The sequence below is a fragment of the Pseudomonas sp. GW456-L13 genome (genome assembly GCF_017350115.1).
GTDB lineage: Bacteria > Pseudomonadota > Gammaproteobacteria > Pseudomonadales > Pseudomonadaceae > Aquipseudomonas > Aquipseudomonas jessenii.
Genome location: NZ_JACNAS010000001.1, coordinates 394,578 through 415,830, shown reverse-complemented (window position 1 = coordinate 415,830; position 21,253 = coordinate 394,578). Strand labels below are relative to the sequence as shown.

Annotated in this window: 16 protein-coding genes; 4 read left to right on the top strand and 12 right to left on the bottom strand. The window is 61.4% G+C overall.

Annotated elements, in window-relative coordinates:
- Nucleotides 1-6: 6 nt before the first annotated feature.
- From J4D25_RS01825 to glgA, 4 genes are read right to left on the bottom strand one after another with little or no spacing between them, the layout of a single operon-like run.
- Complete coding sequence (locus J4D25_RS01825; RefSeq protein WP_057714956.1) at nucleotides 7-2,802, bottom strand: malto-oligosyltrehalose synthase; 2,796 nt, start codon at nucleotides 2,800-2,802, stop codon at nucleotides 7-9.
- Nucleotides 2,799-4,877: a 4-alpha-glucanotransferase gene (gene malQ / locus J4D25_RS01820; protein WP_057714955.1), complete on the bottom strand. Its 2,079-nt coding sequence runs from the start codon at nucleotides 4,875-4,877 to the stop codon at nucleotides 2,799-2,801. The genes J4D25_RS01825 and malQ overlap by 4 nt, the downstream gene beginning before the upstream one ends.
- Entirely contained in the window at nucleotides 4,874-6,670 is a 1,797-nt protein-coding gene (gene treZ / locus J4D25_RS01815) for a malto-oligosyltrehalose trehalohydrolase (protein ID WP_057714954.1), read from the bottom strand. The genes malQ and treZ overlap by 4 nt, the downstream gene beginning before the upstream one ends.
- Before the next feature lie 12 nt (nucleotides 6,671-6,682).
- Nucleotides 6,683-8,266 carry a glycogen synthase GlgA gene (glgA, locus tag J4D25_RS01810; protein WP_057714953.1) on the bottom strand — a complete coding sequence of 528 codons (1,584 nt, stop codon included), beginning with the start codon at nucleotides 8,264-8,266 and terminating at the stop codon, nucleotides 6,683-6,685.
- A 559-nt stretch (nucleotides 8,267-8,825) separates the two neighbouring features.
- Here glgA and J4D25_RS01805 point away from each other — a divergent pair.
- Entirely contained in the window at nucleotides 8,826-9,638 is an 813-nt protein-coding gene (locus J4D25_RS01805) for a crotonase/enoyl-CoA hydratase family protein (protein ID WP_057714952.1), read from the top strand.
- A gap of 6 nt (nucleotides 9,639-9,644) precedes the next feature.
- Nucleotides 9,645-10,475 (top strand): NAD(+) diphosphatase, encoded by an 831-nt coding sequence (gene nudC, locus J4D25_RS01800; RefSeq protein WP_057714951.1) that lies wholly within the window; start codon nucleotides 9,645-9,647, stop codon nucleotides 10,473-10,475.
- Here the strand turns inward: nudC and J4D25_RS01795 are convergent.
- The 3 genes from J4D25_RS01795 to J4D25_RS01785 all read right to left on the bottom strand — a co-directional run bounded on the left by J4D25_RS01795 (nucleotide 10,443) and on the right by J4D25_RS01785 (nucleotide 12,508).
- Complete coding sequence (locus J4D25_RS01795) at nucleotides 10,443-11,222, bottom strand: TSUP family transporter (RefSeq protein WP_057714950.1); 780 nt, start codon at nucleotides 11,220-11,222, stop codon at nucleotides 10,443-10,445. The genes nudC and J4D25_RS01795 overlap by 33 nt on opposite strands.
- Nucleotides 11,223-11,412: 190 nt before the next feature.
- Entirely contained in the window at nucleotides 11,413-11,889 is a 477-nt protein-coding gene (locus J4D25_RS01790) for a nuclear transport factor 2 family protein (RefSeq protein WP_020799197.1), read from the bottom strand.
- A gap of 55 nt (nucleotides 11,890-11,944) precedes the next feature.
- Entirely contained in the window at nucleotides 11,945-12,508 is a 564-nt protein-coding gene (locus J4D25_RS01785) for a TetR/AcrR family transcriptional regulator (RefSeq protein WP_057714949.1), read from the bottom strand.
- 217 nt (nucleotides 12,509-12,725) lie between these two features.
- On the opposite strand from J4D25_RS01785, the gene pssA reads away from it, so the two are divergent.
- Together pssA and J4D25_RS01775 are read left to right on the top strand one after the other, a co-directional pair.
- Complete coding sequence (gene pssA / locus J4D25_RS01780; protein ID WP_057714948.1) at nucleotides 12,726-14,069, top strand: CDP-diacylglycerol--serine O-phosphatidyltransferase; 1,344 nt, start codon at nucleotides 12,726-12,728, stop codon at nucleotides 14,067-14,069.
- Nucleotides 14,070-14,252: 183 nt separating this feature from the next.
- Nucleotides 14,253-15,269 carry an AraC family transcriptional regulator gene (locus J4D25_RS01775; RefSeq protein ID WP_057714947.1) on the top strand — a complete coding sequence of 339 codons (1,017 nt, stop codon included), beginning with the start codon at nucleotides 14,253-14,255 and terminating at the stop codon, nucleotides 15,267-15,269.
- Between the two features lie 35 nt (nucleotides 15,270-15,304).
- Here J4D25_RS01775 and J4D25_RS01770 read toward each other — a convergent pair whose 3' ends face one another.
- The 5 genes from J4D25_RS01770 to J4D25_RS01750 all read right to left on the bottom strand — a co-directional run bounded on the left by J4D25_RS01770 (nucleotide 15,305) and on the right by J4D25_RS01750 (nucleotide 21,042).
- Nucleotides 15,305-15,775 carry an LEA type 2 family protein gene (locus J4D25_RS01770; RefSeq protein ID WP_057714946.1) on the bottom strand — a complete coding sequence of 157 codons (471 nt, stop codon included), beginning with the start codon at nucleotides 15,773-15,775 and terminating at the stop codon, nucleotides 15,305-15,307.
- A gap of 57 nt (nucleotides 15,776-15,832) precedes the next feature.
- Nucleotides 15,833-17,305, bottom strand: coding sequence for a nucleobase:cation symporter-2 family protein (locus J4D25_RS01765; RefSeq protein WP_057714945.1), 1,473 nt, complete (start codon nucleotides 17,303-17,305; stop codon nucleotides 15,833-15,835).
- 97 nt (nucleotides 17,306-17,402) lie between these two features.
- Nucleotides 17,403-18,110, bottom strand: a complete 708-nt coding sequence (locus J4D25_RS01760; RefSeq protein WP_057714944.1) for an HPP family protein — start codon at nucleotides 18,108-18,110, stop codon at nucleotides 17,403-17,405.
- 158 nt (nucleotides 18,111-18,268) lie between these two features.
- Nucleotides 18,269-19,480 (bottom strand): MFS transporter, encoded by a 1,212-nt coding sequence (locus tag J4D25_RS01755; RefSeq protein WP_219733037.1) that lies wholly within the window; start codon nucleotides 19,478-19,480, stop codon nucleotides 18,269-18,271.
- 182 nt (nucleotides 19,481-19,662) lie between these two features.
- Entirely contained in the window at nucleotides 19,663-21,042 is a 1,380-nt protein-coding gene (locus J4D25_RS01750; protein WP_057714943.1) for a UDP-glucose/GDP-mannose dehydrogenase family protein, read from the bottom strand.
- Between the last annotated feature and the right edge of the window lie 211 nt (nucleotides 21,043-21,253).

Below are 21,253 nucleotides of genomic sequence, written 5' to 3'. Positions count from 1 at the left end.
CTGAACTCAAGTGTGGGTAGTTTGAATAATGAGATTGACCGGGAAATCCCCCAGCGCGGCGCTGATCAACAGCTCCCTGTGTTTTGTGACTGTGATGCCGGAAAAAAGTCCCTGCAGATGTTCGTCAGGGACGGTGAACGGCAGTCTGACCCGGGTTTCGCCCCACCGCGGCGCGTGGACCTGTGGTTCGGCACCGTTTTCCAGCAGATCGGCACAACGTATCGGCACAATCACAATGGCGCGTTTCCCCTCCCGTTCACGGACAAATCCCAGCACTCGATGGGCCTCGCTGCCCACCACTTCCAGGGCCTGGTAGGTGCCACGCCGAAACAGCTCGGCATGCTCGGCGCGCAGGCTCAGGGTGCGCGCAATCAAGGTTTGCTTGATGCGTCCGTCACGCCAGTTCTGCAACAAGTCCGGCAGGTCCACCGCTTGCTGCAACGCCTGCTGGCGGCTGGCGTAATCCACGGGACGACGGTTGTCCGGGTCGACCAGGCTGAAGTCCCAGAAATCGTTGCCCTGATACAAATCCGGCACGCCGGGCACGGTCATGCGCAGCAAGGTTTGCGCCAAACCATTGAGTGCGCCGGGGACGGCAATCGAACGGGCAGCCTTGGCCAGGGCCGTACGCAACAGCTCACCTTCGGGGCTGAGCAACAGGCGCTGGATAAAGTCCTCTGTCGCTTGCTCGTAAGGGTCATTGGGCGCGCTCCAGCTGCTTTGCAGTTTGGCTTCACGCAGGGCCTTGCGTTGCCACTGCCAGATACGTTTTGCGTAGTCCTCGAGGGACGGCGGATGATCGATCCCCAACTCCAGCGGCCAACTGCCGAGAATCGTCTGGTACAGAATCATTTCATCGCCCGACGATGGCATTTGATCGTCGTTGCGCAAGGGCCGGGCAAGGGCGCGCCACAGGCCGATCTGGTCGACGTACCAGCCGCTGCGCTCGCTCAGTACCGCCAGCCGCGCCCGTGAATCTTCGCCGCGCTTGTGGTCGTGGGTGGCGCTGGCCAGCAGATTGTCCGGGAAGGTGTCGAGGCGCTCGATGCAGGCCTGATGAAAGTCGGCGGCCGGTGCGCTGAACTGTTCGGTGTTGAAGCCAACGTCATTGCGCGAGAGCAGGACGGCCGATCGATAGAGCGCGGTGTCTTCCACCGATTTCGCTGCCGCTGGCGAGGTCAGTTGCTGGAAACGTACGCAGGCGTGCTTCAGACGCTTGCGCTCGCGCCCGGCCGGGTGCGAACGCCAGGGTTCACCGCCGAGCCAGCCGGCCAGGCAGTCGAGCACCGGCCAGTCCGCTTCGCCCAGGGTTTGGCGGGCACCGTCCATGGCCTGGCGGAAAAACGCCTCGTCCCGGGCTGAACGGCCAAGGGGGCCTATGTAGGTGCGGTACACCGGGAAATGCACGATCAGCGCCTGCAAGGCCCGGCGAATGGCGCCGAGGGTCAGGTCGCGGGTCATGAGGTTGTCCCGGGCCACTTGCAGCAGGGCCTGGGCGACGCTTTCGAAATCTCCGGCCAGGGAACCACCGAGGACTTGTTGACGGGCCAGTTGTGCTTCCTGGCAGAAGTCGGCGGGCCGCTCGCTGTGACGATGCCAGAGTTCGGCCAGTGTCTGCGCGCCCCGTGGATCCTGTTGCAACAGTGACAACTGGTTCATGAATTCGTAGCCGGTGGTGCCGTCCACCGACCAGTCGCGATGCAGGGTTTCCCCTTCGCCGAGGATTTTTTCCACATAGATGGGCAGGTGGCGGCCCGCTGACAGGCTGTCGACCCGGCGGCGCAGTTTTCGGCAGTAGCCCCGCGGGTCGGCGAGGCCGTCGATGTGGTCGATGCGCAACCCGTCGATCAGCCCTTGAGCCACCAATTGGAAGATCTTCGCGTGGGTGGCTTCGAACACGGCGGGACGCTCGACGCGCAGTCCGCCCAACTCATTGATATCGAAGAAGCGCCGCCAGTTGATGTCATCGGCGGCGGTGCGCCAGCTGGCAAGGCGATAGCTCTGGCGTTCCAGCAGGTTGTGCAGGCGCTGGAAGCCTTCGCCGGTCAGTGAGACGTAGTTGTTCAGGTGCTGCTCAATGGCTTGGGCAAGGGCCGGATCGCTGACCAGATCGCGAAGTTCTGCTTTCAATGGCAGGGCCAGGCTGTGGGCGTCGGTCTGGTAGCTCAGGGTGCTGAAGCGATCGGCCAGGTTTTTCAGTTGTTCGGCCTGTTGCGTATCGAGCGGTGCATCGGTCCTGAGCAGCTCCCCGTAATCGCTGGGGCAAATGGGAAAGCGGTGTTCGTAGTGCTCGACATGGAAGGTGCCGTGCCAGGCATCGAATCGCAGGGGCAGGGTGCCGTCCTGCAACGCGACGCCGTAGTCGCTGCCCAGAAACGGCAGGAGCAACTGGCCTTCCATCAACGGGTCGGATGAGTGCCACTGGATATCGAAAAACTCTCCGTAAGGACTCAGGCGTCCCCACTCCAGCAAATCCAGCCACCAGGGATTATCGTTGCCGCCGACCGCCATGTGGTTGGAGACGACGTCGAGGATCAACCCCATGTTGTGCCCATGCAGGGCGCTGACCAGGCTGTTCAGCGCTGCCTCACCACCCAGTTCCGGATTGACCCTGGTCGGATCCACCACGTCGTAGCCATGCATCGACCCGGCGCGGGAGCGCAACAGCGGGGAGGCGTAGACATGGCTGATGCCGAGGCGGGCGAAATACGGCACCAGTGGCACCGCATCTTCGAGCGTGAAGCCTTTGTGAAATTGCAGGCGCAAGGTGGCGCGCAGTGGTCGGGTCGGCACCTGGGTCATCGATCACGCTCGGCCGCCTGGAGCCGTGCGCAGGCGAGCAATTCCAGACGTCGCGCGGCATCCGCTCCGTCGAGCAGGGCTTCGCTGTAACCTGGCAAGCGCCGCGACCAGTTGGGGTGGGTGTCGGTGGTGCCGGGCAGGTTGGCTTGCTGTTCGACGCCAAGGGCATCTTCCAGGGGCAGCAGCACCAAGGGTGCCCGGGTATGACCGAGGAAGCGCACGCTGGCATCGAGCACCTGGTCGGTTTCGTGGGACTCTTCGCGAAAGTTCTGCGGGTCCTGGCTCAACGCCCGGCGCAGGCCTTCGCGCTCGCGTTCGCGGTGCTGGCGCCATTCGATTTCACCGCTGGCATCGACCATGCCGAGCCGGGCATTCCAGTCGATATCGCGACCATGCCACCAGCCGTTGAGGGTCGGCAGGTCATGGGTGCTGGTGGTGGCCAGGGCGTTGTCCGGCCAGTCGAGGATCGGTTTGAAGTGCGTGTTGTCCTGTTCGAACAGCAATACCCGCATGCCCAGCATTGAACGGGCGATGAGTTTTTCCCGCAGGCCGTCCGGCACGGTGCCGAGGTCTTCGCCGAGGACGATGGCCTGGTGACGATGGGATTCCAGGGTCAGCAAACGCAGCAGATCGTCCACCGGGTAGTACAGGTAAGCGCCGTCGGCCGGCGGCGATCCGTTGGGGATGACCCACAAACGCTGCAAGCCCATGACGTGATCGATGCGCAAGCCGCCGCAGTGGGCGAAGTTGGCCCGCAACATTTCGATGAAGGCCCGGAAACCATTGCGCACCAGGCCTTCAGGGGAGAACGCGGAAATCCCCCAGCCCTGGCCGGTGCGGTTGAGAATATCCGGTGGCGCGCCGACGGTGAGGGACGCGAGCAGTTCGTCCTGACGGCTCCAGGCCTGGCTCCCGCCGCCATCGGCGCCAACGGCCAGGTCGGCGATCAGGCCGATACTCATGCCGCTGGCGCGGGCGGCGGTTTGCGCGCGCTCCAGGCAGCGAGTGATCAGCCACTGACAGAAGGCGAAGAAGCCGATGCGCCCGGCATTCTCTTCGGCGAATGCCGCCAGTTCGGCGCTGCGCGGGTTGCGCCAGGGTTCGGGCCACTGCCGCCAGTCGAGGTGTTCACCCCGGGCGGCGCGCGCCTCCTGGATGGCTTCGAAGCGGCAGTGGTTTTCCAGCGCTTCGCCAGCGGCGTGACGGAAGCTGCTGAAGTCTTCGTGCAAGGGGTGTTCACCCTGGACGAAACCTTCGTACAGCGACTGCAACAGCCGATGCTTGGCTTCGGCGGCGGCCGGCCAGTCAATCAGCGGACGCTCTTCCAGCGCCTTGAGTTCAATGGCCAGCCCGGTTGCATCGATGGCGGTACGCAGCGCGCGTTCGCCGAGAATGGTGCCGGGGGCGCAGTAAAGGCTGTTGAGAAACAAACGGCTGGACGGCGAATACGGGCTGTAGCGTTGGGTGTCACTGGAAAACATCGCATGCAGCGGGCTGATCGCCAGCGCCTCGGCACCACGCTCGCCGGCTACCCGGGCGAGGTCCTCCAGCGCCTGGGTGTCACCAAACCCGCCGTCGCCGGGGCGGCGCAGTCCATACAACTGCACGCTCAGGCCCCAGGCTCGGGGGATCGGGTTGTCCACGGCATCGGCCACGCTATAGCAACGGGCCGGGGCCACGGCGAGAGTGAAGGTTTGTCCGTCCATGCTGATCTGTTGATAGCCGACCGGTACCAGCCCCGGCAGCACCGCGTTGGCGTCCAGTTTCAGGTTGAGCCGCGAACCGTCCTCCAGGTGGATTTCGCAAGGGGTCCCGGGCTCGAAAAAGCGCGCCAGGTCCAGGCCCATCCCCGCATCGGCGGTGATCAATGGCGGCAAGTGATGGGTCTGTTGCGCCTCTTGCAGTTCCAGCAGGCTGGCGTCGATTTCCTGGGCACTGCCGGCCGGGTGGCCCAGGCCGGCCAGCACGTTGCGCAACACGGACGGCGCGACTTTTTGCGGGCGGCCGTTGGCGTCGATCCAGTCGACGGCGAGGCCGGCACGGCTGGCCAGGATTTCCAGTTGCGCATCACTCATGGACGCTCTCCAAACGAGGTAGCAAAGGGGACTGCGGCGGCGAGGCTGACGAGCGCGCAATACGGGGCAAGAGTGTTTGTAGCCGGCAGGTCGGGGTTCAGTGGCGGGTATTCGAACAAGCGCATGGCGTCGGTCTGTGAGGTATAGGCTACAGGCCTGGCGCTGAGGTTCAGGTCAATGCGCAGCTGGCTGCCATCGCCCAAGCGCCAGGATGCACTGACTGCGCCTTCGCCCAGCACATCGGTTCCCAGTGCCTGGGCGCCCGGCAGGCGCGGGATGATGTGCCGGTGACGGATCTGCAACAGTCGGCAATACAGGTCGTGCATCTCGCAATGGCCGGTCGATGGCAGGACCGGGCGGGACGCTGCAAACGTCTGCGGATCATTCGGGTCCGGAATGTGTTCGCGCAGGATCGGGTCGGCAAAGGCGCTGAGCGCCGCGAACTCGCTGCGCCGGCCGTCGCGAACCTGCTTGGCCAATTCACCATGATGGCTGGTGAAAAACAGGAAGGGCTGCTCGACCGCAAATTCGTCGCCCATGAACAGCAGCGGAATCATCGGCGATAACAGCAGCAGCACCGTGGCGGCCCGCAGCGCTTGCGGGTGGGCGAGTTGATGCAGGCGCTCGCCGAAGGCCCGGTTGCCGATCTGGTCATGGTTCTGCAAAAACAGGATGAATGCACTGGGCGGCAGATGCCCGCTGGGTTCACCCCGCGCCACACCATGGCGGTTGAGATGGCCCTGGAACACGAAACCCTGGCTCAGGCAGCGCGCCAGTTGCTCGGTGGGGTTTTGCGCGTAATCGGCGTAATAGGCGTCGGTTTCCCCGGTCAGCAACACATGCAGGGCGTTGTGGCCGTCATCGTTCCACTGCGCGTCGTAACCCTGTTCGAGCAGGCTGGCCTGGTTGTGTTCGTTCTCCACCATCAGCCACACATGCCGCGTCGGGCCCGTCTGCTGGCGCACCCGTCGTGCCAGTTCCTGGAGGAAATCCGGGTCTTCGATGGCGTGCACCGCGTCCAGGCGCAAACCGTCGAAACGGTATTCCAGCAGCCACATCAAGGCGTTTTCGATGAAGAAGTCCCGTACTTCGCGACGGCGCAAGTCGATGGCCGCGCCCCACGGCGTGTGTTTGTCTTCGCGAAAAAAGCCCTTGGCATAACGATGCAGGTAATTGCCATCCGGGCCGAAGTGGTTGTAGACCACGTCGAGAATCACCGCCAGGCCGTGGCCGTGGGCGGTGTCGATCAAGTGCTTGAGCTGCTCGGGGGAGCCGTATGACGCCTGGGGCGCGTAGGGCAGGACGCCGTCATAACCCCAATTGCGCTCACCGGGAAACTGCGCGACGGGCATCAGTTCGATCGCGGTGACACCCAGTTCGACCAGCCGCGCCAGATGCTGCTCGACGGCGCTGAAGCCGCCGAGCACACCGACATGCAGTTCGTAGATCACCGCTTCGTTCCATGGCCGTCCCTGCCAGGCACTGTGTTGCCAGGCATAGACCAGCGGATCGACCACCACACTGTGCCGGTCGATATCGCCGGCCTGAGCGCGGGAGGCCGGGTCGGGCACTTCCAGTTCGCCGTCGATGCTGTAGCGGTAACGCGTGCCCGCCGCGCATCGGATGTTGCTCACGAACCAGCCGTCGGCCTGGGGCAGCAACGGCAAGGACTGTCCATTTTCCAGTTCGACACTGACGTAGAACGCATCTGGCGCCCACAACGCGAATCGCGTGTGCTCTGCGTCCAGCATGATTGCGCCGTGGGGCCAGGTCTCAAGGGTCCGTAACGGCATCTTGAAAGCCTCTTACTGTTTGTGCGATTTCCCCAATGCCTTAGCCACAAGCTGTTCGTAGAGCTCGGCGTAGGGTTCGACCGCCTTGCACCAGTTGAACGGCGCCGCCATGGCCCGGCAGCGCATGGCGTGCAGCAGGTCGGGAAAGGCGAACACCTTGAACGCGCGGCTCAGGGCTTCCTGGTAGCTCTGCACCGTGGATTCATCGAACAGGAAACCGGTCACGCCGTTTTCGATGGTGTCGGCCAGGCCACCGGTGTTGCGCGCCACCGGCAACGAACCGAAGCGCTGGGCGTACATCTGGCTCAGGCCGCATGGCTCGTAACGCGAAGGCATCAGCAGGAAGTCGCTGCCGGCGAACATGCGCCGGGCGTCGGTTTCGTTGAAGCCGATGCGTACGCCGATCTGCCCGGGGAAACGCAGGGCAAGCTGGCGCATCGACTGTTCTTCTTCCGGTTCGCCACGGCCGATGATCGCGATCTGGCCGCCGGACTTGACGATGTACTCGGACACCGCTTCGGTCAGGTCCAGGCCTTTCTGGTAGACCAGGCGCGAAACCACGGCGAACAGCGGCCCTTCGGAGTCTTGCAGGCCGAACAGCTCGCGGACATGGGCGGCGTTCACCGCCTTGCCATCCCAGTCGCCGATGCTGAACGGGCAGAACAGGTGCGGATCGGTCGCCGCATCCCAGCTTTCATCGATGCCGTTGGGAATGCCGCTGAGCAGGCCTTGCTGGGTCTTGGCGGCGAGGAAACCGTCCAGGCCGCAGCCGAAATCCGGGGTGGTGATTTCCTGGGCGTAGGTCGCGCTGACGGTGGTGATGTGGCTCGAATAGGCCATGCCGGCCTTGAGGAACGACATCTTGCCGTAGAACTCCATGCCTTCCTGTTGCAGCGCGTGATGGGGAATGCCCAGTTCGGGGCACGAGCCCAGGCTGGTCACGCCTTGATACGCCAGGTTGTGAATGGTGAACAGCGTCGGCGTGCGCTGCCCACGCCAGTGCATGTAGGCCGGGGCCAGGCCGGCGGGCCAGTCGTGAGCGTGCACCAGGTCCGGGCACCAATGGATCTGCGCGAGGTTGGCGGCAATATCGGCCGCCGCCAGGCCCAGACGGGCGAAACGGATATGGTTGTCCGGCCAGTCGCGGCCGTTGTTGGCGCCATAGGGCGAACCTTCGCGCTCGTAGAGTTCGGGGCAGATCAGTACGTAAATGACCAGACCGTCGGGCATGTCCATGCGCCCGATCTTGCACGGTGGCAGCGCAGCATGACCGCCAAGCTCGCCAATGATATGGATCGGATTTTCGCTGTTCAGCACCTGCGGGTAACCCGGGATCAGTACCCGCACATCGTGCAGATGGGCCATGGCCCGTGGCAGCGCTGCAGAAACGTCGCCCAGGCCACCGGTCTTCACCAGGTCGGCAATTTCCGAGGTGACGAACAACACTTTTTTACGGTTGGGATTCTGGTTGGCTGCCGGAGTCAGCGTCCTGGTGCCAGGAACGCCGACGGGTTGGGTGTTTGCGACAGTTACGGCGCTCGATTCGCCGACCTGATGAGCACGCTCTCCCTGTATTTCCAAAGCCGTACTGATCATATGAATCTCCCGTGTTGTTGATCTAATTCTTAGGTCTGGCAAACGGTGTTTCATGGCCAATTGCTGTGGCCGGGCGCAATCGCGCTACGCATCAGTGAGCAAGCGCTGCCCAATGCGTCGAAGCAAAAGGGGTGAATGAGCCATTGCAAGGATTGCACCAGTCGCAACGCACCTTCTTGTCAGAGGACCGATCGGGATTGGAAAAAGTTTCGACTATTTTTCCACTTTGTGACCGACCGGTTTCGCCTCAAGAAAATGAGTCTAGGCCAGAACTTAGAGCGGTAAAGGCCAGATGGCAAAATTGTTCGACAATCGGTTTGTAGCGGTACGAACGTGCCTGATAGAGGTGCAAACGCCCCGACGAAGTGCAGGTTTTTTTGCGTTTTGGCATCAAAAAGTCACTGGGCAGTCACATAAATGTGCGACGTGATTTATCAGGAACGCACTGTTCTGGTGCGCCGGTTTGAGTCCCGCATTTGGCCGAACCGCTGCCTTACTGCCCACCTTGATGCCTTGTTATAGTTCGGGCCTCATTTTTGCCCGCAAAAGGATCATTGGCATGTCTCAATACAGCGCGTTCAACGTCGAGCTGGTCGATAAAATCGCCCACGTACAGATCAACCGACCGGAGAAGATCAACTCGATGAACGCGGCGTTCTGGAGCGAGATCGTCGAGATCTTCCAGTGGATCGACGACACCGATGAAGTGCGCGTGGTGGTCCTCAGCGGGGCAGGCAAGCATTTCTCCTCGGGGATCGACCTGATGATGCTGGCCGGTGTGGCCAATGAGCTGGGCAAGGACGTCGGACGCAATGCGCGCCTGTTGCGGCGCAAGATCCTCACCCTGCAAGCGTCCTTCAATGCAGTCGATAACTGCCGCAAACCGGTGCTTGCGGCCATTCAGGGTTACTGCCTGGGGGGCGCCATCGACCTGATTGCCGCGTGCGACATGCGTTATGCCGCCGAGGACGCACAGTTTTCGATCAAGGAAATCGACATCGGCATGGCCGCCGACGTTGGCACGCTGCAACGCTTGCCGCGGATCATCGGTGACGGCATGCTGCGCGAACTGGCTTACACTGGTCGCACCTTCGGCGCCGATGAAGCGCGAGGCATGGGCTTGGTCAATCGCGTCTACAGCGACAACGCCAGCCTGCTCGACGGCGTCATGGGCATTGCCTACGCAATCGCCAGCAAGTCGCCGATCGCCGTCACCGGTACCAAGGAAATGATCAGCTACATGCGCGACCATCGCATCGATGACGGCCTCGAATACATCGCCACCTGGAACGCCGCCATGCTGCAATCCACCGATCTGCGCGTGGCCATGGCCGCCCATATGAGCAAACAGAAACCCGAATTTCTGGATTGATTAACCATGATTCCTCGCTGGACCACCGCAGTACTGGACACCGATCAACCCGGCGGCTGGGCCATCGCGCGCAGCCCCGAAGGCTTTCTGTTCGATGACAACGGCGCACTGTTCGCTCGCGAATGGCTCAAGCGCCAGGACCTGTCGATTCTTGCCGAGCATGGCATCGGTCATCTCGATGGCGAGCCGGTCTATCTGCTGGAGTTGCGCAGTCACAGCGAAGTGTCGGGTTGCAACTGGAAAGGCCTGCGGGCGTTCATGCTCGAAGGCGATCACACGCTCTACAAGGTGCTCGGTTACGCCGCACAGATCGGCACCTGGGCCCGTGAACACCGCTATTGCGGTAACTGCGGTCAGGCCATGACCCAGGTGCCGCGCGAACGGGCGATGTATTGTCAGCCGTGCGATCTGCGCAGCTACCCACGGATTTCGCCGAGCATGATCGTACTGGTGACCCGAGGCGATGAAGTGCTGTTGGCGCGCTCACCGCGTTTTGTCAGCGGTGTCTACAGCACCCTGGCCGGGTTTGCCGAGCCGGGCGAATCGGCCGAGGACTGCCTGATTCGCGAAGTTCGCGAAGAGGTGAGCATCGAGGTCAGGAACATCCAGTACATGGGCAGCCAGTGCTGGCCGTTCCCGCACTCGATGATGCTCGGCTTTCACGCCGAATATGCCGGTGGCGAGATCGTCTGTCAGGAAGACGAGATCGAGGACGCCCAGTGGTTCAACGTGCACGAGCTGCCGCCGTTGCCGGCGTCACGCTCGATTGCCCGTTACCTGATCGACGTCTACGTGGCGCGGCGCTTAGGCCACGCTGAACCAGTGCTGCCAGGCTAGGCGCACGGTCAGGCCCAGCACCACGGTGATGAACACCGGACGAATGAATTTCGCGCCGCCGCTGATGGCGGTGCGGGCGCCAAAGAAGGCGCCGACCATCAACGACAAGCCCATGCACAGGCCGATGATCCAGTCCACCTGACCGGAAAAGATGAAGATCGACAGCGCCGCCGCGTTGCTGACGAAGTTCATGCTGCGTGCCACACCGCTGGCTTTCACCAGATCGATGGGGTAGAGCAGCAGGCTGCTCACGGTCCAGAACGCGCCCGTGCCGGGACCCGCCACACCGTCATAGAAGCCGAGGCTGAAGCCTTGGGTCGACTGCCACTTTTTCTTGATCGGTGCCTCGCTGTCCAGTGGCGCTTTTGGCGTGCCGCCAAACAATAGATAGACACCGCAAGCGAAGACGATCACCGGCAGCATCTTGTTCAGCCATTCCGCCGGCAGGTAATGCGCGACCACGGCACCGGTCAGCGCACCGACCAGGGTGCCGACGATGGCATGAATCCATTGCGCGGGGTGGAACAGCTTGCGGCGGTAGAAGGTGAAGCTGGCGATGGCCGAGCCGAAGGTCGAGCTGAGTTTGTTGGTGCCCAGCACCAGATGCGGCGGCAGGCCGGCGGTCAACAAGGCCGGGGTGGTCAACAGCCCACCGCCACCGGCAATGGCGTCGATGAAACCGGCAACAAAAGCGACTAAGGCCAGGATGGCCAGGGTGGAGAGGTCAACGCTGAGTTCGAAAGGCATGGGATCGGCTTATTCGGCGGGTGCAGAAAGAGGCTGCGGGGAAGGGCAGCATCTTACTCATCTGTACAACACAAAACCAATGTGGGAGCGAGCTTGCTCGCGATGGCGGTGTGACAGGCAACAGATCTGTTGAGTGTACAACCGCTATCGCGAGCAAGCTCGCTCCCACAGGGTTTAGCGTGAAGCTGAATTACAAGCCCAGATCCGACAAACTCGGATGATCGTCAGGACGACGCCCCAGCGGCCAGTGGAACTTGCGCTCGCTTTCCTTGATCGGCATGTCGTTGATGCAGGCGAAGCGGCGGGCCATCAGGCCGTCCTCGTTGAACTCCCAGTTTTCGTTGCCGTAGGAGCGGAACCAGTTGCCCGAGTCGTCATGCCATTCATAGGCATAACGCACGGCAATTCGGTTGTCGGTGAACGCCCACAGCTCCTTGATCAACCGATAATCAAGCTCCTTGGCCCACTTGCGGGTCAGGAAGCCTTTGGCTTCTTCGCGGTTATAGGCGAACTCGGCGCGATTGCGCCACTTAGTGTCCAGGGTATAGGCCAGGGACACCCGCTCCGGGTCCCGGGAGTTCCAGCCGTCTTCGGCCAGGCGAACTTTTTCAATGGCCGATTCACGGGTGAAAGGGGGTAATGGCGGACGAACTTCGGCATTAGACATTTAAAGTCTCCGTATCAAGTTAAAGTTAAAACAACAGTCGAGCTTGATCAGGTTGCTACAGGTCCAATAACTTTCGCGCCATGCATTGCGCATTATCGGCGGCACTGTGATCACCCATGACAAGCGCCACGGTAATGGCACCGTCGATCAGGATCAGCAGCTGTTTGGCCAGCAGTTGCGGATCCTCGGCGCCATGTTCGGTACACAGCTCGCACACGTAGTCGAGCAGCTTCTGTTTATGTTCTTTGGCGACTAGGCGCACCGGGTCTTGCGGGTCGCCGGTTTCGCCACTGGTGTTGATGAACGCGCAGCCGCGGAAACCGTCGGAGGCGAACCACGATTTGAGTACGGTAAACAGGTTGAGCAGTCGCTCGGCCGGGGTTTGTGCCTGGCCGACTGCGCCTCTGTACCAGTGCATCCAGCGCTGGTCCCGGCGTTGCAGGGCGGCCACCACCAGTTCGTCCTTGTTGGCGAAGTAGCGGTAGATACTTTTTCTGGAGACGCCGGCGGTTTTCACCAGAAGATCCATGCCAGTGGCGGCTATGCCACTTTTGTAGATCAACTTTTCGGTGACATCCAGAATGATGTCGCGTGTGTCGTTGCTAGTGATTTCGTTCATGCTGCAAACAGTAGAACGATCGTTCTCCTTGGTCAATCGGTTTTTTGTGGCGTTTGACAAATGGTCTTCGCGAGCAAGCCCGCTCCCACACTTTGACGCGCGCTTTTCCGTGGGAGCGAGCTTGCTCGCGATGGCGTCATTACAGACAGTAACAAGACCCGAACCCATCGATGGTGTAAGCTCTCTGGTTCTTCGGATTCGACCCATTGCGAGCCCTATGCCGTCGCTTTTCAAACGCTCCCTGCTGCCCAAGTTGCGCAGTTTTCCGCTGACGGCCGATGCCGTTGGCGTCCTTTGCGGCGCTGCCGAATTCCGTCGTTGCCTGCTGGAGAAAATCGCCAGCGCGACCCGGCGCATCTACATCGTTGCCCTGTACCTGCAACAGGATGAAGCCGGCCAGGAAATTCTCGATGCCTTGCACGCCGCCAAACTGGCGCGTCCGGAACTGGACGTGGTGGTGGTCGTTGACTGGCTGCGCGCCCAGCGCGGCCTGATCGGTGCCGGCAAGCAACCGGGCAACTCCGCCTGGTATCAGGAAATGACCCGCATCCATGCCAGCGAAGTGCCGATCTACGGCGTCCCGGTACAAACCCGCGAACTGTTCGGTGTGTTGCACCTTAAAGGCTTCGTGATCGATGACTGCGTGATCTACAGCGGTGCGAGCCTGAACAACGTGTATCTGCACAAGTTCGACAAGTACCGCTACGACCGCTATCACCTGCTGCACAATCGTGAGCTGGCCGATTCGATGCAGCACCTGGTGCAGCACGGCCTGGTGGCTTCCAAAGCGGTGCACCGCCTCGACCTGCCAAACCTGCCGACCACCCGCAGCCTGCGCAATGACATCGGTGACCTGCGCAGCCGCCTCAAGCACGCGGCGTACGACACCACGCAGGGCACCACCGACAGGACCGGTTTGTCCGTCAGCCCGCTGCTTGGCGTCGGCAAGAACAATCCGCTGAACCGGGTGATCTGCGAACTGATCGCCAGCGCCCAGCAGCAACTGACCATTTGCACACCGTACTTCAACCTGCCGCTGGCGATCATCCGCGAGATCAACCGCGCGCTGGCCCGCGGGGTGAAGATCGACATTGTGGTCGGCGACAAGACGGCCAACGACTTCTACATTCCGCCGAGCGAACCGTTCCGGGTCATTTCGGCGCTGCCGTACCTGTACGAAATCAGCTTGCGCCGGTTTGCCAAGCGTCATCAGCGCAACATCGACAGCGGGCAGTTGAACCTGCATCTGTGGCGTGACGGTGACAACACCTACCACCTCAAGGGCATGTGGATCGACCGGCGCTATACCTTGCTGACCGGTAACAACCTCAACCCGCGAGCGTTTCGACTCGATCTGGAAAACGCCTTGTTGCTCGATGATCCCCATGGCGAACTGCTGGAATCGCGTGGCAAAGAGCTGGCGGAGATCTTCCAGCACACCCGGCGAATCGAGCACTTCCAGAACCTGGAAACCCTGGCCGAATACCCGGCGGGCGTGGCCAAGTTCCTCAAGCGCGTGAGTCGTGTGCGGATCGAACGGTTGCTCTACCGCATTCTGTGAATTCAGAAAAGCCATCGCGAGCAAGCTCGCTCCCACAGGAATCCGGGTGTTCACAGCATTTGTGAACAACGCAGATCCAGTGTGGGAGCGAGCTTGCTCGCGATAGCGGTGGATCAATCAACAGGGATACTGTTTCAGCTAAGATGCCCCCCACTCGAACAAGAACAGGGCTTGCCGCGATCCATGTCGGAAAAAGACACCATCTCCATTCAACTGGTGCGTGAAGCACTGTTGCAAAGCTGCGCGCCAGGAATCGCCACGGATGAGGTGTTGATCAAGGTCGGCATCGACCCGCAATTGTTGGGCAGCACCGACGCCCGTGTTCCGGCCACGGCTTATGCGCGCCTGTGGCGGTTGCTGGCACGGCGCGGGGATGATGAGTTCTTTGGCATGGACCCACGCAAACTCAAGTCCGGCAGCTTTGCGTTCCTGTGCCGCAGCGCCATGCTCCAGCCCAACGTGGCGGCGGGAGTGGCCAGCGGCCTGGCGTTTCTGTCGTTGATCCTCGAATACTTGCCGGCGCAGTTGGTACGTCAGCAAAGCCTGGCGGAAATCGTCCTGCTGGAGGACGACAAGGACCCGCGCCGGGCCTTCACTTATTTCACTTACTGGATGATCGTGCACGGCGTTGCCTGCTGGCTGGCAGGACGGCGGATTCCGATCCTTGCCATCGAGCTGCGCTGTTCCAAACCGGATTTCTGCGATGACTATCAGGTGATGTTTTCCGAGAACCTGCGCTTCGACCGCCCACGCACCCGGATGATTTTCTCCGCCGATTGCCTGGACCTGCCCATCAAGCGCAGCCCTGAAGAACTCGAGCGATTCCTGGCCCGTGCGCCGGCGAACATTCTGGTGAAGTACCGCGATCCGCAGAGCCTGGCCAGCCGCATCAAACACGACCTGCGCCACCTGCCGGCCGAACACTGGCCGGAAACCGAAGCCCTGGCGCAACGCCTGTGCATGTCGGCTTCAACCTTGCGCCGCCGACTGGCCGAAGAAGGGCAAACCTACCAAGGCCTCAAGGACGGCGTACGCAAGGAGTTGGCGATTGTCTGGCTGGCGGAACCTACGATCAGCTTCAGCGAAATCGCCACGCGGCTCGGGTTCGCTGACGTCAGTTCGTTCTACAAGGCGTTTCGCAAATGGTCGGGGTCAAATCCGGGGCATTACCGCAGCCTGATTCTCAATGACACCGAGTGAATTCCGCGGCTCAACAGCCATTTCATCCAAGGCGCTTAACGGCTGCCAGTGGTCGGTCCAGGCAGATTAAGCGTGCCACTGTCCACGAAACGCTTCGTGTTGAACACCCCACCCGAGAGCTTGCCGCGCAGGACATAAGGCATGTTGTTGAGGGTTTCCATCTGGCTGATGCCATAGGTCTGGCGGATCATCGAAAACGCCGAAACGCTGACCGGTACGCTGACGATGGTGTCGGAAAAGCGCCCGATCGTACCCCTCTCATCGGTGACGCCAGAGGCGAAGGGCTGGCCGTTGATGTCCAGGTCCAAGGCAACGCCGCTGTAGGTGAGGGTGTAGTCATTGGGGTTCTGCACGCGGATTCTCACGGCAAAGCGCACTTCCATGCCTTCGCCTTGCAGGGGTTCGACATCCACGACGTTGATTTTCAACGGGTCTCGATTGGGCAGCGAGGAACAGGCGCTCAGACAAAGCAGGAGGGAAATCAGGACCGCGTGGAGGCTGCGCATGGACGTGTTCTCATCTGAAAAAGGCTGAACCGCCAGCGGCTCAGCCCTTGAGCCCGCCTAGTGGTTCGACTGTGCAACCACCGCAGCCTTTGCGGGTTCATCCCTGACGGTCACATCGGGGTTCTGCATCACCTGAAGCACGGAGGCTTCCGGATCGAATTCGTCTTCCTCCAGCTCGATGAACTCCTCGGGCAGGAAGATATTAAGAACGATAGCGCACAGCGCGCCGACGGTGATGGGCGATTCGAAAATGTTGTGCAGGGCCTTGGGCAGTTCACGCAAGACTTCCGGCACGGCGGCCACGCCCAGGCCCATGCCGATGGAAATCGCCACGATCAGCATGTTGCGACGATGCAGGCCCGCCTCGGCGAGAATCTTGATCCCGGCCACGGCGACGGTGCCGAACATCACTAGTTCCGCGCCACCGAGCACCGGTTTCGGCATCAGTTGCAGTACCGCGCCGATCATCGGGAACAGGCCAAGCACCACCAGCAATCCGGCAATGAAAAACGCCACGTAGCGGCTGGCCACGCCGGTGAGCTGGATCACTCCGTTGTTCTGGGCGAAGGTCACCATCGGCATGCTGTTGAACACCGCGGCCATGGCCGAGTTGAGGCCATCGGCGAGCAGGCCGGACTTGATCCGGCGAATGTACACCGGGCCTTTGACCGGTTGCCGGGAGATCATCGAGTTGGCCGTGAGGTCACCGGCGGCCTCCAGCGGCGAGACGAGGAAAATCACCGCCACCGGAATGAACGCCACCCAATCGAAGGAGAACCCGTACTTGAACGGCACCGGTACGCTCATCAGCGGCACTTCGGGCAGGCTGTTGAAATCCACCTGGCCCATGAGCCATGCCACCCCGTAGCCCAGGGTCAGGCCGATGACAATCGCCCCCAGGCGCAGAAACGGCACATCCACCCGGTTCAACACTACGATGGTTCCCAGCACCAGCGCCGCCAGGGCCAGGTGACTGGCCGCTCCCAGGTCAGGGGCGCCGAAGCCGCCGGCGATGTCGGTCATCGCCACCTTGATCAGCGACAAGCCCATCAGCGTGATGATCGTGCCGGTCACCACCGGGGTGATCAGCATGCGCAATTTGCCGATGAACTGGCTCAACACCACCTCGATGAACGCGGCAAAAAAGCACACGCCGAAAATGGTCGAGAGAATCTCATCGGTACCGCCACCACGAGCCTTGACCATGAAGCCGGCACTGAGAATCACACTGATGAACGAGAAACTGGTGCCTTGCAGGCACAACAGGCCAGAGCCCACCGGGCCGAAGCGCCGCGCCTGCACGAAGGTGCCCAGGCCGGAGACGAACAGCGCCATGCTGATCAAGTAAGGAATTTCACTTTGCAGGCCCAGGGCGCTGCCCATGATCAGCGTCGGGGTGATGATGCCGACGAAACTTGCCAGCACGTGTTGCAGGGCGGCGAAGACGGTGGCGGTCAGATGCGGGCGGTCATCGAGGCCGTAGATCAGGTCGCTGTGGCGTGGAGCGGGGGCTTTTTCGGAGGCGGTCATGGTGGTTTGCGTGCCAGAAGGCGGGCCGGGTCAGAAAATGGAGGCGCAGGATGCCAGAACCGCCCGGCCACGGCAAAAGAACCTCCAGAACAGCGACTTACAGTCGTGGGGCGAGCACTTCGCCAACGCTGCGGCGTTTGGCGTGCAGTTCGCTGGCCTGGATCAACTGTTCGAGGTCTTCGGGGGTCACGTCATAGAACGCTTCCATGTCGGCCAACGCCAGTTTCAGGTCTTCGGCGGTGATGGCCTGACGGTCGACCGGCGGGTGATCGGCAGGAATCCTGGCCGCGGGCTCGCTGGCGCTCTTGGGGTAACGAACGCGGGTCAGGTTGTTGTAGGCCAGGGCGCACAGCAGCATCGTCGCCGCGCTGAGCATCACCGGTCCAATGGCTTTCCAGTCCATGGCAATGGTTGCCGGATCGGCCAGCACCAGGGTCAGGGCCAACGCACCGGCCGGTGGATGCAGGCACCGCAGCCAGCACATCAGGATCAACGCCATGCCCGCCGCCAGGCAAGCGCTACCCAGGGTTCGGCCCAACACATGGGCCACCAGCAGGGCAATCACACCGGCGCTCAAGTAACCACCGAGAATCGACCAGGGCTGGGCGAGCGCGCCCGAAGACACGGCAAACAACAGCACCGCCGACGCCCCCAGCGGGCCGATCAGGTGCTGGGCCACCTCAATGCCGAACACCTGGCTACAGAGCCATACGCTCATCAGTGTCCCCAGGGCCATGCCGATGGCGGCGCGGCTCCATTCGGTGGGGCGGGTGTTGATGGCAGCGGGCAACCAGCGAGCTAGCATTTCGAGAAGACTCCGGCAGAAAATCCAGGCAAAAAAAAGGGCTTGGCTGGGGAACCCAGAAAGCCCTTGAAGTTGTTCCAACGGTTGGGGGAGGAACGCGCACAGTGTGCCGTCCTATCCTGCTACTGACAAATTCATATTAATGAGCTTTCAGTGCATTAATTTTGCTGTAATTTGCTCCGTCGACCGCTTGTGTAGCACAGCAAGCCGCCCAGGGCCGCGAGTGCACTCAAGGCATAAAACATCGTCGGCGCCGGGGTGTGCATCAGCATGAAACCGCAAATCACCGGGCTCAACGCACCGCCAAGGGCAGCAAGGTTTTGCGCGCCGTAGTAGCTGCCCCGCAGTTCTTCCGGCGCCAGGGTGTCGACGAAGAGAAACTCGGCCGGGTAAATGATGATTTCACCGAGGGTGAAGATGAACATCGCCACGCACCAGCTCACCAGGCTGTCCGCCAGGCTGAAACCGATCAGCCCGAGGATGAACAGGCCGGTGCCGGCCACGATCCATTGGCGCAGTTGCTCGCGCTTGAGAAAACGCCCGATCTGGTATTGCAGCAAGATCACACTGATGGCGTTGCAGGCGAGCAGGGCGGCCATGATTTCCATGGTGTGTTGGGGATTGCTGGTCACCAGCAGGTACTGCGACAGGTAAAAGGTAAATCGCCCGTGCACCACGGTGCTGAGCAGGCAACCGGCGGTGAACAGGATCAGGGTGCGGTCGTTTTTCAGGGTGATCAGGGTTTTGAGGAAACTCTGCCCTTGGCCGCCGACAGTTGAGCGCGCCGGGTCCTTCGCGATCCCGGTCATCAGGAAAATACTGAAAAAAGCGATGGCCGCAGCGATCAGGAAGGGGGCACTGGCAAAGGCCCCGGCAATCAGCACGCCGAGCATCGGCCCGACAGCGTAGCCAATGTTGGTCAGCGTATAGCTCAGGGAAAACGCCTTGGCGCGTTGACCCACCGGGAGGTTGTCGCTGAGGATCGCTTTCGAACCGATGAGGAACAGCGATGAAGCGGTTTCGGTGACGATCAGGGTGATGGTCGTCAGGTAGAGGTTTTCAGCAAAGGTCAGCAACACCAGGCCGACAGCGCTGGACGCCATCGAGAGAATCAGCAACCGGCGCTTTTCGAAGCGGTCGATGATGTAGCCGCCATACAGGGAGAGCAGGGTGGCGACGAACACCGCAATGCCGAGCAGCAAGCCAACGTCCTGCTGGTTGAGCCCCAGCTTGTCGCTGACGAACAGCGTGAGCAAAGGGCTGGTGATGGCGCGACTGACGACGATGGTCAGCGAACAGATCAACAGGCGGCGGATGAGGGGGGAGTAGCTGGTCACGGCGCGAATATCCTTATTCGATCGGGCCGGCATCAGCCCGATCGTGAGCGCTACTCTAGCAGTCAGATACGCGGTCGTTGCTACGGGATTTGCTTGAGGTGCCGCAGCACAAAATCATTCTTGTCGAACCGCCCGCCCAGCACTGGCGGCAATGCCCCGACGGCCGTGCAGACCCAGCGCGGGAGACTGTTGGCGGATGTGAGGGAACAGGCTGTTCAGGCGACCACTGACTCGGCAAACCATTGCTGGTACGGAATCGGCAATTTGCTCGACTCGCCCCGTCCGATCGGGAAGTAGGTGAAACCGATGCGTGCCAGACGGTCTGTGTCGTAAAGGTTGCGGCCGTCGAAGATCAGCGGTGCGTTGAGCCGCTGCCGGATCAGCTGAAAGTCCGGCGCCTTGAACTGTTGCCATTCGGTGCAGATGATCAGTGCATCGGCACCGGACAAGACCGACTCGGGTGTACCCATGAGCATCAGCTTCGATTCATCGGGATACAGCTTCTGGGTTTCCTGCATGGCTTCCGGATCGAACGCACGGACATTCGCTCCGGCGGCCCACAAGGATTCGAGCAACACCCGGCTCGGCGCATCGCGCATGTCGTCGGTGTTTGGCTTGAATGCCAGGCCCCACAGAGCAAAGGTCCTGCCACGCAAGTCGCCCTTGTAGAACGCGTTGATGCGCTCGAACAGCTTGTATTTCTGCCGCTCGTTGATGGCTTCCACCGCTTGCAGCAGGTCACTGGAGCAATGGGCCTGTTCAGCGCTGTGGATCAGGGCGCGCATGTCCTTGGGGAAACATGAGCCACCGTAGCCGCAACCGGGGTAGATGAAGTGGTAGCCGATGCGGGAGTCGGCGCCGATGCCCAGGCGTATCGATTCGATGTCGGCACCCAGGTGTTCGGCCAGTTCTGCGATCTGGTTGATGAAGCTGATCTTGGTCGCCAGCATGCAGTTGGCGGCGTACTTGGTCAGCTCGGCGCTGCGCAGGTCCATGAACATGATGCGCTCATGGTTGCGGTTGAAGGGCGAGTACAGATCACGCATCACCTCACGCACTTCTTCGCGTTCACAGCCGATGACGATACGGTCCGGGCGTCGGCAGTCGGCCACGGCCGAACCTTCTTTCAAGAACTCCGGATTGGAGACGATATCGAACTGCAATACGCGCCCGACGCTGATCAGGCATTTGTCGATGTGTGCACGCAAGGCATCGCCGGTGCCGACCGGGACGGTGGATTTCTCCACCAGGATCGCCGGTTGCTCGCGATGACGGGCCACGGCGTCGCCCACCGACATCACGTAGCGCAAGTCCGCCGAGCCGTCGTCCCGGGACGGGGTGCCAACCGCGATGAACAGTACCTGCCCGTGCTGGACGGCGAATTTTTCGTCACTGGTGAACTGCAACCGCCTGGCGTCAAGGCCTTCGCGTACCAGGCTGGCCAGCCCGGGTTCGAATATGCTCACGTGGCCCTGTTGGAGCAGTTCGACTTTATTCTCGTCAACGTCCATGCAGACCACGTCGTGGCCGACTTCCGCCAATACCGCTGCCTGCACCAGGCCGACATATCCGCTACCGAATACACTGATTTTCATGGGTCACTCCTTGATTCAGGCGCACGAGCAGGTCGGGATATTGATGGTTATGACGCCGAGGAAGAGCAATGCCACGCCAAGGCTTTTCCAGACAGGTCAGCAGACAGGCGACCAGTAGCAATACCAGGCTCATGGTGCCGCCTGAGGAATAATCAAAACCGAGTCAGGATAGGCAAGGTCATATTTCAATTTGTCTATCGTGTTGAAAAAA